The organism is Candidatus Manganitrophus noduliformans, from assembly GCF_012184425.1.
Taxonomy (GTDB): Bacteria; Nitrospirota; Nitrospiria; order SBBL01; family Manganitrophaceae; genus Manganitrophus; species Manganitrophus noduliformans.
On record NZ_VTOW01000002.1, the window covers coordinates 85,170 to 99,584 of the forward strand.

15 protein-coding genes are annotated in these 14,415 nt (G+C 53.3%); 5 read left to right on the forward strand and 10 right to left on the reverse strand.

What is annotated here, in order from left to right; all coding sequences use genetic code 11:
- Positions 1 to 45: 45 nt before the first annotated feature.
- From bamA to radC, 3 genes are all read right to left on the reverse strand, one after another.
- A complete protein-coding gene (gene bamA, locus MNODULE_RS09705) occupies positions 46 to 2,376 on the reverse strand; it encodes an outer membrane protein assembly factor BamA (protein ID WP_168059340.1) in 2,331 nt (776 codons plus the stop codon).
- Positions 2,377 to 2,531: 155 nt separating this feature from the next.
- Positions 2,532 to 4,250 (reverse strand): DNA polymerase/3'-5' exonuclease PolX, encoded by a 1,719-nt coding sequence (gene polX, locus MNODULE_RS09710; protein WP_422666755.1) that lies wholly within the window; start codon positions 4,248 to 4,250, stop codon positions 2,532 to 2,534.
- A gap of 225 nt (positions 4,251 to 4,475) precedes the next feature.
- Positions 4,476 to 5,195: a RadC family protein gene (gene radC, locus MNODULE_RS09715; RefSeq protein ID WP_168059342.1), complete on the reverse strand. Its 720-nt coding sequence runs from the start codon at positions 5,193 to 5,195 to the stop codon at positions 4,476 to 4,478.
- A 200-nt stretch (positions 5,196 to 5,395) separates the two neighbouring features.
- Between radC and MNODULE_RS09720 the strand changes: the two genes are divergently transcribed.
- A complete protein-coding gene (locus MNODULE_RS09720) occupies positions 5,396 to 5,578 on the forward strand; it encodes a hypothetical protein (RefSeq protein ID WP_168059343.1) in 183 nt (60 codons plus the stop codon).
- Between the two features lie 33 nt (positions 5,579 to 5,611).
- On the opposite strand, the gene MNODULE_RS09725 is transcribed toward MNODULE_RS09720, so the two are convergent.
- Positions 5,612 to 6,196 carry a hypothetical protein gene (locus MNODULE_RS09725; protein WP_168059344.1) on the reverse strand — a complete coding sequence of 195 codons (585 nt, stop codon included), beginning with the start codon at positions 6,194 to 6,196 and terminating at the stop codon, positions 5,612 to 5,614.
- A 120-nt stretch (positions 6,197 to 6,316) separates the two neighbouring features.
- On the opposite strand from MNODULE_RS09725, the gene rsmD reads away from it, so the two are divergent.
- The 4 genes from rsmD to MNODULE_RS25435 all read left to right on the forward strand — a co-directional run bounded on the left by rsmD (position 6,317) and on the right by MNODULE_RS25435 (position 8,977).
- Positions 6,317 to 6,862, forward strand: coding sequence for a 16S rRNA (guanine(966)-N(2))-methyltransferase RsmD (gene rsmD, locus MNODULE_RS09730; RefSeq protein ID WP_168059345.1), 546 nt, complete (start codon positions 6,317 to 6,319; stop codon positions 6,860 to 6,862).
- Positions 6,849 to 7,346: a pantetheine-phosphate adenylyltransferase gene (gene coaD, locus MNODULE_RS09735; protein ID WP_168059346.1), complete on the forward strand. Its 498-nt coding sequence runs from the start codon at positions 6,849 to 6,851 to the stop codon at positions 7,344 to 7,346. The genes rsmD and coaD overlap by 14 nt, the downstream gene beginning before the upstream one ends.
- A 37-nt stretch (positions 7,347 to 7,383) precedes the next feature.
- Positions 7,384 to 8,577 carry a pyridoxal phosphate-dependent aminotransferase gene (locus tag MNODULE_RS09740; RefSeq protein ID WP_168059347.1) on the forward strand — a complete coding sequence of 398 codons (1,194 nt, stop codon included), beginning with the start codon at positions 7,384 to 7,386 and terminating at the stop codon, positions 8,575 to 8,577.
- Between the two features lie 76 nt (positions 8,578 to 8,653).
- A complete protein-coding gene (locus MNODULE_RS25435; protein ID WP_168059348.1) occupies positions 8,654 to 8,977 on the forward strand; it encodes an FmdB family zinc ribbon protein in 324 nt (107 codons plus the stop codon).
- Between the two features lie 42 nt (positions 8,978 to 9,019).
- On the opposite strand, the gene MNODULE_RS09750 is transcribed toward MNODULE_RS25435, so the two are convergent.
- From MNODULE_RS09750 to tpx, 6 genes are all read right to left on the reverse strand, one after another.
- A complete protein-coding gene (locus MNODULE_RS09750; protein WP_168059349.1) occupies positions 9,020 to 9,499 on the reverse strand; it encodes a hypothetical protein in 480 nt (159 codons plus the stop codon).
- A gap of 76 nt (positions 9,500 to 9,575) precedes the next feature.
- A complete protein-coding gene (locus MNODULE_RS09755) occupies positions 9,576 to 10,988 on the reverse strand; it encodes a sigma-54-dependent transcriptional regulator (RefSeq protein WP_168059350.1) in 1,413 nt (470 codons plus the stop codon).
- Positions 10,985 to 12,472, reverse strand: coding sequence for a sensor histidine kinase (locus MNODULE_RS09760; protein ID WP_168059351.1), 1,488 nt, complete (start codon positions 12,470 to 12,472; stop codon positions 10,985 to 10,987). Before MNODULE_RS09760 ends, MNODULE_RS09755 begins: the two co-directional genes overlap by 4 nt.
- A gap of 2 nt (positions 12,473 to 12,474) precedes the next feature.
- Entirely contained in the window at positions 12,475 to 13,110 is a 636-nt protein-coding gene (locus tag MNODULE_RS09765) for an L-threonylcarbamoyladenylate synthase (protein ID WP_168059352.1), read from the reverse strand.
- A complete protein-coding gene (gene purE, locus MNODULE_RS09770) occupies positions 13,088 to 13,597 on the reverse strand; it encodes a 5-(carboxyamino)imidazole ribonucleotide mutase (protein WP_168059353.1) in 510 nt (169 codons plus the stop codon). The genes MNODULE_RS09765 and purE overlap by 23 nt, the downstream gene beginning before the upstream one ends.
- Before the next feature lie 148 nt (positions 13,598 to 13,745).
- On the reverse strand, positions 13,746 to 14,354 hold the full coding sequence (gene tpx, locus MNODULE_RS09775; protein WP_168059354.1) for a thiol peroxidase: 609 nt from the start codon (positions 14,352 to 14,354) through the stop codon (positions 13,746 to 13,748).
- Positions 14,355 to 14,415: the final 61 nt, after the last annotated feature.

Sequence of the window (14,415 nt, forward strand, 5' to 3'; positions counted from 1 at the left end):
GCAGCCGTCGAGGTCAAAAACGACCCCCACCTCACCGCATTCTATCTAAAATAGGGTGCCGATTGAAAACTCCGGAATAAATCCGGTCTCCTCTCCCCTCTCGGGGTCCAAATTCGCTCCCATCTCCAGCCGGAGGGGACCGACCGGAGAGATCCAGCGGATGCCGAACCCGGCCCCTTGCCTCAACTCCGAAAATCGGATCGCTTCGGAATCATCGAAGGCGCGTCCGATATCGTAAAAAAAGAGCCATTTAATTTTCGCTTCAGGAACCAGCGGAATCAGGTATTCTACGTTGATGTAAAGCTCTTTATTTCCCCCTATGATTTCACCGGTGCTGGTGATCGGGCCCGCTTTTCCGAATTTAAACCCTCGCACCGTATTGATCCCCCCGACATAAAACCGCTCCCCCACCGGAAGTTCTTTATCACCAATCCCAACCGCATATCCGACCCGCCCATGGACCGAAAGAACATGCTCTCTCCAAAGGGGGAAAAAGCGGCTGGAATCAAAGATCACTTTATAGTAATCATTGTCTCCCCCCAAGAAGGTTCCAGCATATTCGAGCGAAATGGAATTGCGGCTTCCACTGGTCGGATCGAAAATAAAATCGCGCGTATCTCTGGAAAGGGAAAAACCAAGGGCGCTTGTTAAGGTCTTTCCTAACTCTGCCTGTCGCACGACCTGTTCGGGAATATCGCGATCAGGGACGGTACCCCCGGTCGGATTGCCCGCGGCATCGACCTCCGGAACACGACGCAGATCGAAAATATTGAGCGTCTCTAACGTATAACTGACACTCCCATTCACGTATTCGCCGAAGGAGCGCCCAAGCACGATATCACCGCCGACCCGCTTTTCCTGATAAGAGCTGAAGTCCCGCACGCTGTTGAAGAGATCGGTGGTGCCGGAAATATTCGAATCAAAAAGATAGGGCTCTCTAAAGGTGAGGCTGTAGGTCGTTCGTCTTCCTCCCAACTCTGCCTTGGCCCGCAAAAGCTGTCCTCTTCCGAAAAGATTTCCTTGGGTCACCTCGGTCATGGCGATGAAGCGGTCGACCGAACTGTATCCGCCGCCGATGCTGAACGTGCCGGTCGGCTTCTCTTGGACCTTCACTTCCAGATCGACCCATCCCGGCTCGACCTGCTCCGGGACGATTTCGATGTTCTCGAAAAAGTTCAGATTGTTCAGCCGCTGGAAGCTCCGCCGGAGCAGCCTTGTATTGATCAGTTCCTGTTCGTTGACACGGATTTCTCTTCGGATGACTTTGTCGCGGGTCTTGTCGTTTCCGGTAATGTGGATCTCTCTTACTTTGACTGGGTCGTCTTCGGTCACCTGAAAGGAGACATCGACTGTTTTATCTTCAATATTCGGCGATAGCTGCGGGACCACATTGGCGAAGATATAGCCCCGCTCGCCATAAAGATCGACCATGCTCATGATATCCTGCCGAATTTGGCCGCGATTGAAGATCTCCCCCTCTTTGCTCTTCGTCAGATTGACCAATCGCCCGGTCTCGAAGAGCTCGTTTCCTTCATAACGGATGTCGCGAATCCGAAATTGATCCCCCTCCACAATCGGAATGGTGATATCAAACCACTCTTTGTCCTCGCTGAGTTCGACCTTCGGCGCGGCCACCTGGACCTCCAGGTACCCGTGGTTGAGATAATGTTCGCGCAGCCGGTCGAGGTCGGCCTGGACGGTCTCTTCTTTGTAGCGTCCCGATTCGGTCAGCCAGGAGGTCAACCAGAAATATTTTGACGTCTCGATCTGTTTTTTCAACTCTTTGTCGGTGAACGCCTTATTTCCCGCCATTCGGACGCGGCGGACATAGGCGCGCTCCCCCTCTTTGATCAGGAAGGTCAGCACCGCTTGATCTTCCGAGATGAGTTGAATCACCGGGGTCACTTCCGCGCTGTAATAGGCATCCGCCTCGTAGACCTTTTTGATTTTATCGACGTAGGAGCTGATCTCCTCCATGTCAAGAAAGGTGTCGGTTTTGACCGGCACTTTCTCTTTCAATTTGTCTTTGTCGATATTCTCATTTCCCTCATAGACGACATCGACAAGGAAAGGCTTTTCATGGACTCTGAAGGTCAATGCCACTCCCCCTTCGAATCCTTCCGACTCGACCTCGACCCGATCGAAGTAGCCCATTCTGTAGAGGGTTTTGATATCCTCCCGAATCTGCTCCGGCGAGAAGAGATCTCCCTCTTTGAGCGAAATCTTGGAGAGGATCATCGCCGTGTCAATTTTTCGATTTCCGGCGACCTCGATCAGCTTGATTCGGATCTCATTGTCCTCTGTAAAACCCGGGGAGGAAAAACCAGTTAGAATAAAAATAAGTAGAAGGGAAACAGGACCGAACCGCTTCAGCAATGGGGCAACCTTTCCTCCAGGTTCAAAATCTCAGTAATTTAACATTTTTGTCGTAAACTGTAAATAAAAATACGTTTTTTCCGTCGGTCGTAGAAAGAGGTATAACGGGATGACGTCGGATGAAGCGATCGAGATGAGAAAACCGCGAATGAGTGCTACTTTCTTTTATTCATCAGAAAAGGTTTGATTTGATCGAGCGGGAGAGTATTAATGACATCTTCTTTGGAGAGCCATCCTTTTCGGGCGATTCCGACGCCGAAAAAGGTATCCGAGATCCCCTCGACACCATGTGCGTCGGGATTGATGCTCAATCGGACGCCGGCCTCTTTGGCCAGCTTACAATAGCGCCAATCCAGATCGAGCCGATACGGGCTTGAATTCAGCTCAAGAACGACCCCATAGCGGCGCGCCGCTTCGATGACCTCCGGTACGACAAGCGGATACCCTTGACGGGAGAGGAGGATTCGGCCGGTGGGATGCCCCAAAAAGGTCACCTTCGGGTGGCTCATGGCGCGGACCACTCGGTCGGACATTTCTCTTTCGGACATGTTGAAGCGGGAGTGAACGGAGGCGATCACGAAATCAAATGCCGATAAGATACGATCGTCGTAATCGATGCTGCCGTCGGGAAGGATATCGGCTTCGATTCCTTTAAAGATATGGATCCCTTTGAACCGTTGACGGAGCTGCTCGATCTCTTCGTGCTGCTTTTGGATGCGGTCTTCCTTCAACCCATTCGCATAAAAAGCCGATTGGCTGTGATCGGAAATGCCGATGTACTCCAGGCCGGCCCGCTCGGCCGCCTCGATCATCTCGGAGAGAGACCCCGAACCGTCGCTGTAGGTGCTGTGGACATGAAAGATGCCGCGGAGATCGTTTTCCGTCACAAGAGGGGGAAGACGATGTTGCGCGGCGGCTTCGATCTCCCCCCGGTTTTCCCGCAGCTCAGGCTCGATATAATCGAGCTCCAATGTAGAAAAAATCTCCCGCTCTTCCTGGCAGGGTAAGATATGATCGTCCAGAAAAAGACCGTATTCGCTGATCCGAATCCCAAACCGCTTGGCGCGCTCTTCCAGCGCCGCGTGGTAATCCTTGCTCCCGGTGTAGTGATGCAGAAGATACGGAAACCGCTCCTCCGTGGCCACATAAAGATCGACCGCTATTCCCGACTTCAAAATCACCCTTGCCTTGCTTTCGGATCGGGCGACCTCTCGCTCCACCTCCGGCTGTCCGCAAAAAAAGGAGATGAGGTCGGCGGGATGATCGCTGCTGACAATCAGATCGATATCCTGAACGATCTCGTTTCTCCTTCGGACGCTCCCCCCAAACGCCGCACGAACAACCTCTTTTCTCTCACGTAACTTCGATAAAAGCGCTTCCCCTTCTCTCCGGGCGGTATGGCAATGATGGAATCCCATCTGCTTCTTGCGATAGGAGATTCCTTCTAATATTTTGTCTTGGGTTTTCTTTCCAAAGCTGGGAAGGTCGACCAAGCGATTTTCTATGCAGGCATATTCCAGCTCAACAACATCTTTGATCCCGAGCCGCTCGTGGAGGATCTTGATCTTTTTCGGACCAAGCCCCTTTATCTTCAACATCTCCAGGAGTCCGGAAGGGACGGCCGCCCTCAATTCATCATAGGACCCCAGCCGCCCGGTCTCAACGGCATTGGAGATCTTCTCAAACATCGCCTTGCCGATTCCGTCGCGCTCCAGCAGCGTTCGATTCCGGACGGCTTCATGCAAATCGACATCGAGTTCCGCGATGGCTTTCGCCGCATTGGTATAGGCGCGGCACTTGAAGGGATTCTCTCCTTGCAATTCCAACAACACCGCCGAGGCTTCAAGCTGTTCGATGAGCGCTTCTTTCGTAATCATTGACCCTATGCCGGCGGCTTCCGATTACGCCGAACAAGCCATTGCACCAGAATATACAGGCCGTATGAGCCGAAAAAAGCCCCGATCAGGAAATAGAAGTTCCCGAGGATGTGGGAGTAATTCTCGGCCATGAAGAAAATGCCCGATAATATAATGGTGCTCGATAAGACCAATAACCAGAGCGTTAGAAGTGGATTCATATTCCCCTTTCCAGATTATATTTTATGTCCGTTCCTCTGAAACCGCAACCCTGGGAGACGGGCTTCGTATATAGCCGGCATCGGAGAAACTAAAATATTGATCATCCCCGATGATCAGATGATCGAGAACCTGAATCCCCATCAAATCCCCCGCCGCGACCAATCTCCTTGTCAGCTCCCTATCTTCGGAGCTGGGGGTCGGATCTCCGCTCGGATGATTATGCAGGAAAACCACCGACGCCGCCGAATCCCGAACCGCGGGATTGAACACCTCTCTCGGATGGACCACCGTCAACGTCAGACTTCCCTCCGAAACAAGCACATCTCGGATAATTTTATTTTTCTGATCCAACAAAACGATCTTGAATAGCTCTTTCTTAAGATGTCTGAAGGTCGGCGAAAAATGCCGGAATATATCCTGGCTTGAATGAATCTTAATCCGCTGAGAAAGAGGAGGGACAAGCGACCTGCGTCCCAACTCAAATGCCGCTTTCAATTGAGCCGCCTTGGCCGGACCGATCCCGCGAATGGAGCAGAGCTCTTTGATGCTCAAGTTCGCGAAGTTGTTTAATTCATGGAATTGATCCAAAAGGCCGATCGCAAGTTGCACCGCATTCGCCTGATCCGATCCCGTTCGAAGGAGGATGGCCAAAAGCTGGGCATCGGAGAGAACCTGCGGACCTTCCTTAATGAGGCGCTCTCGCGGTCTCTCCCCTGCCGGCCAATCCTTGATCTTGGCCATTAAGCGATCCTCTCTTTGGAAATTTTCGGTAGAATCTTACCCAGGAAACTGACAAATTTTGTCACTATTGAGGGGCTCTGCCTGCTTTGATTTGAAAGACGTCTTATTAAATACTTAAAATATCAATAGGATATAACAACTCAAATTCTCGGCATATCAATTGCTAAAAAAGGCATATCACCCTATAGAGGAGCGAAAAAATGAAATGTCCTAAGTGTGAAGGCCTGATGTACCTGGAGCGACTCTCCGATTTCTTCATCGTCTTCCATGCCTGGAAATGCATCAACTGCGGTACTCTGATGGACAAAACGATTTTGGATAACCAGAAAAAGAGCCTGCCCTTCCTTGAACCGGTCGGCACGGCAGCAGCGAATGAGGAATAGCCAACCGCTCCTCGACGAAATCGTCACTCTCAATTAGCTCTTATTCGCACAGGAGAAGGGAAATGAGAATTCCTTCCTTTCTCCGGTTTCACTGACGTCAACATCCAGTTCGAGTGCGATTTCTTTGCAATGCTCAGGGCTCACCTTTTTAAAAAAGATGAGCCCTTCTTTTTGTCCTCCCGGTGCAATGGTCGACTTCTTTATTCCGGCCTGGACGATTCTCTTCGTCTCTTCTTCAATAATCGCCTTTGATTTCGGAAGAAGCGTCGCGACCGTATCACCGCCGCCGTTCATGTAATACCGAATCGTCCCTTTTTCATCGAGGGCCTGAGTGACTTGGCCGCTTTCGTTGACCAGGCGCGCCCGCGTCGGCTCAAAGATGACTTCTTCGTTTGTTTTGTTGATAATTTGAACTTCGAACGCGGTATAGTAGGCCGAAAGGTCCACCCCCCACTTTTGTTCATCCTCCGATTTAATCCCGCTCGTGACGACCGGCTTCACAATGACCTGAATAATTTCCGGTCCTTCAGCAGCCGGTGGAGGATCGAGCGGCGACAACACGGGTGAAAGGGGGGCGCACGCCCCCAATAAAAAAAGTAAAAAGATAAAAAACTTCATAAGGCTCTCCAGGCGTGTTATTATAGTTTAACTTTGAATCAAAGTCAAAGAACCGAATCGAAAGACAAAACCGGGCGAGTGACCGACTCGCCCTTACATTATTCATTAATAAAGACCCCATTGAGAATCATCTCCGGCTCCCACAAAGGAAGAAGATTATATGCCCCGTCGGGGTTGGATGTTCGCCCGACGTCCGATAAGGTCAAAGAAGCTTTGTTCAATATCTTATCGGACCGGATCGAGGGCGCCTCCTTTCTCGATCTCTACGCCGGCATCGGCTCGATCGGAATAGAAGCTTTGAGCCGCGGCGCAAAAGAGGTCGTCTTCGTCGAGAAAAGCAAAAAACATGTCGGCTTCTTAAAAAAAAATCTTTCTTTATCTCCCTTCGAAGGCCGGTTCGACCTCTTTTGTATGGACGCGGTCGACTTCTTGAAAAAGAAGAAAGCCGGTCCCTTTCACTTGATTTTTATCGATCCCCCCTACGAGGGGGAAGAGATTGAAAAAACATTGCCATTGCTGGGAGAGGGTGATATGATAACCGACGACGCAACGGTGATCATACAACATTTTCACAAGAAAATCCTGGCCGAGCAAACCGGCCGGCTCCGTTTCATAAAACGGTATAAATACGGCGAAACGGTCCTTTCTTTTTATGGCAAAGGCTGAAAAACTCAAACTCGCAGTTTATCCCGGAACGTTCGATCCGATTACCAATGGGCATATCGATATTATCCGAAGGATCCTTCGAATCTTCCCCAGCGTGCTCGTCGCCGTCGCCCCCAATCCCAAAAAAGCCCCCCTCTTCAGCTTAGAAGAACGCCTCCAGATGATCCGAACCGCAACGGAGGGATTTCATGATTTGAGCGTGGAACCCTTTCAAGGTCTCCTGATCAACTATTTACGGAAAAAAGGAGCCACGGCGATTGTGAGGGGGGTTCGGGCGATTTCGGACTTTGAGTTCGAATTTCAAATGGCGATGATGAATCGGAAACTCGATCCCAAAATAGAAACCGTCTTTTTAATGCCGAGCGAAGAGTATTCCTATATCACTTCGACGTTGATTAAAGAAGTCGCCGGTTACGGAGGAGATGTGACCGCCTTCGTTCCAAAAGGCGTTTCAGAAAAACTCCTTGAAAAATTTCCGAGATAAGCCGGACCGGATAGGAAAAAGGATAGGTAGGATAGAGATGAAGTTTGCGAAACGCGTTCAGCAGATAAAACCCTCCCCGACCATGGCGATGGCCGCAAAAGCAAAAGCGATGGCGGCAAAGGGGATCTCGATCACCGATTTTGGATTGGGAGAGCCTGATTTCAACACCCCCGCGGCCGCGGCCGAGGCAGGAATCCGCGCCATTCAGCAGGGATTTACGAAATACACTCCCCCTTCCGGAACGGAGGAGCTGAAAGAAGCCGTCTGCCGGAAACTGAAAAAAGAAAACAACCTTGACTACGAAAAAAAAGAGATTATTGTCTCTTGTGGGGCGAAGCACACGCTCTACAACATCGCCCAGGTTCTCTTCGAGCGGGGAGACGAGGTGATCATCCCGGCCCCTTATTGGGTCTCCTATCCGGATCAGGTTCTCTTAAACGATGCAACGCCGGTCATCGTCGAGACCCGGGAAGAAGACCAGTTTTTGATGACCCCCGAGCAGCTCAAAAGAGCGATCACCCCGAGGACGAAGGCGGTCATTCTTAATTACCCGTCGAATCCGACCGGATCCTCTTACACGGCGAAACACCTGGAAGCGCTCGCAGGTGTTCTTTCGGATGCGCCGGTTTGGATCATTTCGGATGAGATTTACGAGAAATTTATTTATGACGGCGTGGCGCACACCAGCATCGCCTCATTGGGCCCGGAGTTAAAGAGAAAAACCATCGTCGTCAACGGCGTCTCCAAAGCCTATGCCATGACCGGCTGGCGGATCGGATATGCGGCGGGTCCGAAGGAAATCATCGATGCGATGGGAACCGTGCAAAGCCAGAGCACATCGAACCCGACTTCTATCTCTCAGAAGGCCGCCGCCGCCGCGCTTCAGGGAAGCGACGCGTTCATCAAGACGATGGTGGCGGAATTCGACCGGCGGCGCCTTTTCGTGGTGGAGCGATTGAATCAGATCCGGGGAATTCGTTGTCCCCGCCCGGTCGGCAGCTTTTATGTCTTCCCGAACATCAAAGGATTGATCGGAACCGGCTATAAGGGATATCAGATCAAGGGATCGACAGACCTCGCCTCCTTCCTCCTGGAGGAAGGGGGGATCTCGACGATCCCCGGGGAGGCCTTCGGGGCCGAGGGGTATCTGAGACTCTCCTATGCCGTCTCAAGGGAGGTCTTAAGCGAGGGAGTGGAGAAGCTTAAAAATGCGGTTCTCAAACTCTCTTAACGATGACGTTGAGACCCTTCGCTTGATGGAATTTGATTTGAAAGCTAGAATTGAGTCATAAAGGAGGTATTTGGTTTTGCCGATCTACGAGTATGAATGTGAGCAGTGCAAGACGCGTGTTGAGCTAATACAGCGACTCTCCGATCCTCCTCTGGAAATCTGTTCCTCCTGTGGAGGAAAGGTCCATAAGATGGTCTCTTCCCCGGCAGGTCTGCTTTTTAAAGGGAGCGGTTGGTACATTACCGACTATGCAAAAAAGAACGGGAAAAGCGGCGACGCTCCATCCGCTCCCAAAGGAGAGGGTAAATCGGATTCTTCAAGCGGAAGCACAAAAGGGGAAACGACTCCCAAAGAATCCCCTTCAAAACCACCTCCCCCATCATCGAATCAAACGCCGTAAGAGGTTTCTCCCCACCTGCTTTAACTTGATTATGAATGGGTCTTACTCCTGGGCGGCCTCTTCAAGGGACGCCGCTGCAGGCGGTTCCGCCGGGGGGGCTTCGGTCGCCGGCGCCTCTTCCTTCGGCGCTTCCGCTTTGGGTGCGGGTGGTTTCTTTCCGCTCCCTTTGCCTACGGTGGCAACACGGATCGACCGGGCGATCTTCCTTCCGTCCTCTTCTGTAAATCTGGCAACAACCTGATCGCCCGCTTTCAGATCGGCCAGCGTTCTTTTGATCTTTCCCGCGGTGATGATGGTGTTGTCGGTCACACCGATTGTGATCTCCTCGTTTTTCTCCTTCACCTTTACGTGACTCCCCGCCGGATCGATCTCCGTAATCTCCCCCTTGATGCTCGTCATCCTCCCTTTTTGGGCGGATATCGCCGGCTTTTCATCTCCGGCTGCTTCCTCCGCCATTACGGATGCGGCCGCAAACAAACCGGCGCACAATAACGAGAGAACCAAGACGCTTGCTTTACGCATTTCACATCCCTCCTGGTGAATAAACGGCCTGTGACTTCCTCCTCTCATTTTAGCCGATCTGGGAGGAATTGGCTTTTTACTTTCCCTTTTGCATGGGAAGGATGCTCCTGACGAGGGGATCTTCCTCTTTTCGGATGTTGAATTTTTCAAGGCGATACTGCAGCGTCCGATAACTGATCCCCAGAAGTTTGGCCGCCTTTGCAATCACCCCGTTGCTTTTCTCCATCGCCTTCATCAGGAGCTCCTTCTCAAACTCTTCCAAAGAGAATCCCTGCGGGGGAATATCAAAAGCGATCCGGTCGGATGAAAAGCTCTTCAACCGGATCTCTTGGGGAAGGTCTTCCGTCTCGATCGTCTCTCCCTCGCAGAGGAGGACAGCCCGTTCGATCGTCGATTCCAGCTGCCGCACGTTCCCGGGCCAGGAATAGTCGAGCAGCAGCCGCAGCGCCGGACGTGAAATCCCTTTAATGCGCTTATCGGAACGTTGATTGTACTTTTCGATAAAATGGTCGGTCAGCGCGGGGATGTCTGTCGCACGCTCGGCCAGGGAGGGAAGACCGATAGAGATCACATTCAACCGATAAAAAAGATCTTCTCGGAAACTTCCCTCCTGGATCTCGGCCTCCAAGTTCTTATTGGTCGCCGCGATCACCCGCACATCGATCTTAATCTCTTCCCTTCCGCCGATCCGTCGAATCTCCCGCTGCTGGATCGTCCGGAGAATCTTGGCCTGCATCGTCAAGGAGAGATCTCCGACCTCATCGAGAAAAAGCGACCCGCCGTCGGCCGCCTCGAACAGTCCGATGCCTCGCCCGGTGGCGCCGGTGAAAGCCCCCTTTTCGTAGCCGAACAGCTCGCTCTCGATCAGGGTATCGGGAATCGCCGCGCAATTGATCGCCAGGAACGGCTTGTCTCCCCGAATGCTGTTGTAGTGGATCGCCCGCGCGATCAGCTCCTTTCCCGTTCCGCTTTCCCCGAAGATCAACACCGTCGCGGTGCTGTTTGCGATTTTCCGGACCGTTTTGAAAATCTCCTGCATTTTGACATGATTGCCGATCATGTTGGAGAGGCCGAATCGCTCCGAAAGCTGCTCCTGCAGCATCTTGTTCTGATGGACCAGGTTCAGCTTTTCGAAAGCCCTCGCGACCGAAATAAGGAGCTCCTCCCGGTCGAGCGGCTTGGTCAGATAATCAAAAGCCCCCTTCTTGATCGCCTCGACGGCGGAGTCGATCGTCCCGTGCGCCGTCATGATGATGATGCAGACGGCCGGATTGATTTTGAAGAGACGATCGAGGATGAAGAGCCCGTCGTTATCGGGCATCTTCAGATCGCTTAAGACAAGATCAAACGACTCCTCCTCCGCCATCCGGAGCGCTTCGGTCGCGCTCCCCGCGGCCTGCACGCCATACCCTTCCGTTTTGAGGATGACCTTTAAGATCTCGCGCTGAGACTTCTCGTCATCGACGACCAGGATCTGCCCTTTTTTCAAATGGACCTCCTTCGGACCGGCAGATGAATCGTCACCCGGGTCCCCTGTTCAAGCTCACTCTGGACATCTATGTTCCCGCCGTGCACTTGAATAATCCGTTTGGTAATCGCCAGTCCCAGGCCGATTCCCAATTTTTTAGTCGTAAAATAGGGTTCGAAGATCATCGCTAAATCCTCCTCGTCGATGCCGACCCCGGTATCCCGGAAAGTAAGAACCAGGCTCCCGCGAGAAGGTTCTCCGTCGGCCACGTTCCGCATGGAAGGATCCGCGCGGAGTTGGATTTCCAACTTTCCTCCGTGCGGCATCGCTTGGATGGCGTTTAAAATGATATTGATCATACAGGTCTTCAGCTGTTCCGGATCGGCCGTGACTTTCGGGACGGAAGGGTCGGCATCGAGAATGAACTCGATCTTCTGCTCCCCGGCTTTGTGCCGGGCCAGCCGGAGGACCTCCTGCAGCAGCGCATCGATCGAGACCTCGGCAAAATGAAGCCGAAGGGGCTTTCCATACATCAAGAAATTCTCGATCATCTGGTTAAGACGATAAATCTCCACCTTGACGTTGGAGATGATCTCCTCCGCCTCTTTCTGTTTCACTGCATCCCAGTTCGGGAACTGGGCTTTCAGATGATCGATGCTGAGATTGATCAGGTTGAGCGGGTTTCGGATCTCATGCGCGATTCCCGACGCCATCTGCCCCAGGGCCGAGAGCTGCTCCGCCTGCCGAAGCCGCTCCTCCAGCTCCCGCTGCCGACGGAGCTTATCCACCATTTCATTAAAGCTCTTCGTCAGCTCCCCGATCTCATCGTGGCGCTGCTCCGGCAAGGTTTTCGACAGATCTCCCGATGCGATCTTCTTGGCCGCCTGAACGACCTCATCGATCGGCTGGGTGTACTTTACGGAGAGGAAAAAGGAGAGGCCGATCCCGACCGTGAAGATGAAAAAGGTCGTGACCAACCGGCGGCGATGATTGTCTTTCAAGAACTGGGAGTAGTCTTCGAGGCGCATGTCGACATGGACGAAACCCATCCGCTCCCCGTCGACCACGATCGGGACAAGGAGATTATACTCCCGGTGGGGACCCGCCGCTTCCGGCTCTTCCCCGATCTTCGCCGTGATGAAGAGATCCTTGTGCTTCGGATCGACTTTGGTGATAATTCTCGCCCCCACCCGTTTGGGATTGGAGCTGGCGATCACCTCCCGCTCGTTGCTGATGATGGAAAGCTCTTTGACCCCTTGGTTTTTCAGACGCCCCACGTAATCGGCCAGGCGCGCCTCGTCGGTCCGCGCCGTGCTGGTCAGCTCTTCGACGCTGATCTTGATGGCGGTCGACAAATCGCCGATATTGTCCTCGACCTTCCGAATAAACTCTTTCTCGCTCCGGACGTTATAAACATACGAAGCCATCAAGGAGAGGAGGGTCAAGAGGAGCATCATCAAGACCAGCTTGGTCGTGAGATTCACCCGATCCAAAAAGTAGCGCAATGTTATTCCTTTGCGATGAAGGGGGCCAGCTCTTCCGCGGAGACCCTTCCCTCCCGCAGAAGATTCGGTTCGGAAGTGGTGACATCTAAAACGGTGGAAGGAAGCGTGGAACAGGGCCCGCCGTCCAGAATGCCGTCGAGCGAAGCCCCGAGCGCCCGCGCCACCTCTTGCGCCGACGCGGGAGAGGGCTCGCCGGATCGATTGGCGCTCGTCGCGGTGATCGGAAACCCGACCCGATCGATCAAGTGGACCGGCAGGACCGCCTTCGGAAAGCGGATTCCGATGGTCCCCGTTCCGCCGGTCAAAAGATCGGGAAGGCGCTTCGATGCTTTGAAAATAAGGGTCAGCGGACCGGGCCAAAAACGGGCCATCACCTTTTCAGCGAGGGGGGAAATTTCTTCCACGAGGGACGGAAGCATCTCCAACCTGGAGATGAGAAGAAGGATCGGTTTCGAAGCGTCGCGCCCTTTTATATCGAAGAGGCGGGAGACCACCTGTGAATCAAAGGGATTGGCCGCCAGGCCGTAAAAGGTATCGGTCGGAATCGCAACCACGCCCCCTTTTCGGATCAGCGCGGCCGCATCGGAGAGGAGAGAGGAATCGGGATCATCAGGATCAATCGGAATGACCTTTTTCATGGAGCCGCTTCCCCTTTGCTTCCATTTCTTCGGCAAGGGACTTTTTATAGGCGAGTAGACGTTTGGCCGTTTCAGGAGAACGCCTCGCGACGATCTGCGCGGCAAAAATCCCCGCGTTCTTTGCGCCGGCCTTGCCGATCGCCATCGAGGCCACCGGAATCCCGCCCGGCATCTGGACCGTGGAGAGGAGCGAATCGAGTCCGTTGAGCACGGAGGTGATGGGGACGCCGATCACCGGAAGGATCGTTTCGGCGGCGATCACCCCGGCCAAATGCGCGGCGCCCCCCGCCCCGGCGATGATCACCTGAACCCCCCGCTCCTCGGCTTCATGGATGAGCCTTCTGGTTCGTTCAGGAGACCGATGGGCGGAAGAGACAGTCATCTCGTAACCGACCTCGAACTCCTTCAGCATCTTCGCCGCCTCTTGCATGACTTCCCAATCGGAATCGCTTCCCATCAAAATGAGGACCGACCACTTCTCGCTCATGAAAATCTCCTGTTAAAAATGAATAGGGCCAAATTAACATAGCCAAAAGAAGAGTGTCAACTGGAGAGACGACCCCCGACTGGGCGCAGGATCTCCCTTTCCAATTTGGACAGGGCGGGATTTGTAGGGGCGGGTCTCAAACCCGCCCCTACAATAACCCCTTTGCCGCCTGCATCGCCGCTTCCAAATCGGGAAGCTCGGTGATCTCCGGGACCACTTGCAGATGCCGGACGACATTTTCCTTGTCGACGACGAGCACCGCGCGGGAGAGGAGATGGAGCGGCTGGATCAACAATCCATAACTCCTTCCAAACTCGGCTCCCTTATAATCGGAGAGGAAGAGGACATTTCCGATCTTCGCCTCCTTGGAGAACCGCTTCTGGGCGAAGGGAAGATCCATGCTGACGGTGATCAGCTGAACCTCCTTGTCGAGCCCCCCGTTTCGTTCGCTCAAGGCGTGCGTCTGCTCCTCGCAGACCGGCGTATCGAGCGAGGGGACCACGCTGATGATCCGGACCTTCCCGCCGGTCTCCGCCAAATTGACCGGCGAGAGATCATTCGCGGCCAAGACGGCCGCCGGCAGACGATCGCCGACCTTAATCCCCGTTCCCTCCAGCGCCAACGCCTTTCCTTTGAAGGTGACCGACTGCCCCTCTCCGGCCGACGCGCTCTCTTTTGCAATCGGCATCGTCTGAGAGCGAACGGCGCTGCAACCGACCACGCTTAAAAGTATCAAAGCGATCCAGATTTTCTTCATTGTTCCCTCCCTTTACCCTGTTCAATACCGACCCACCCGATCCGTGATTTTCTACCCATAC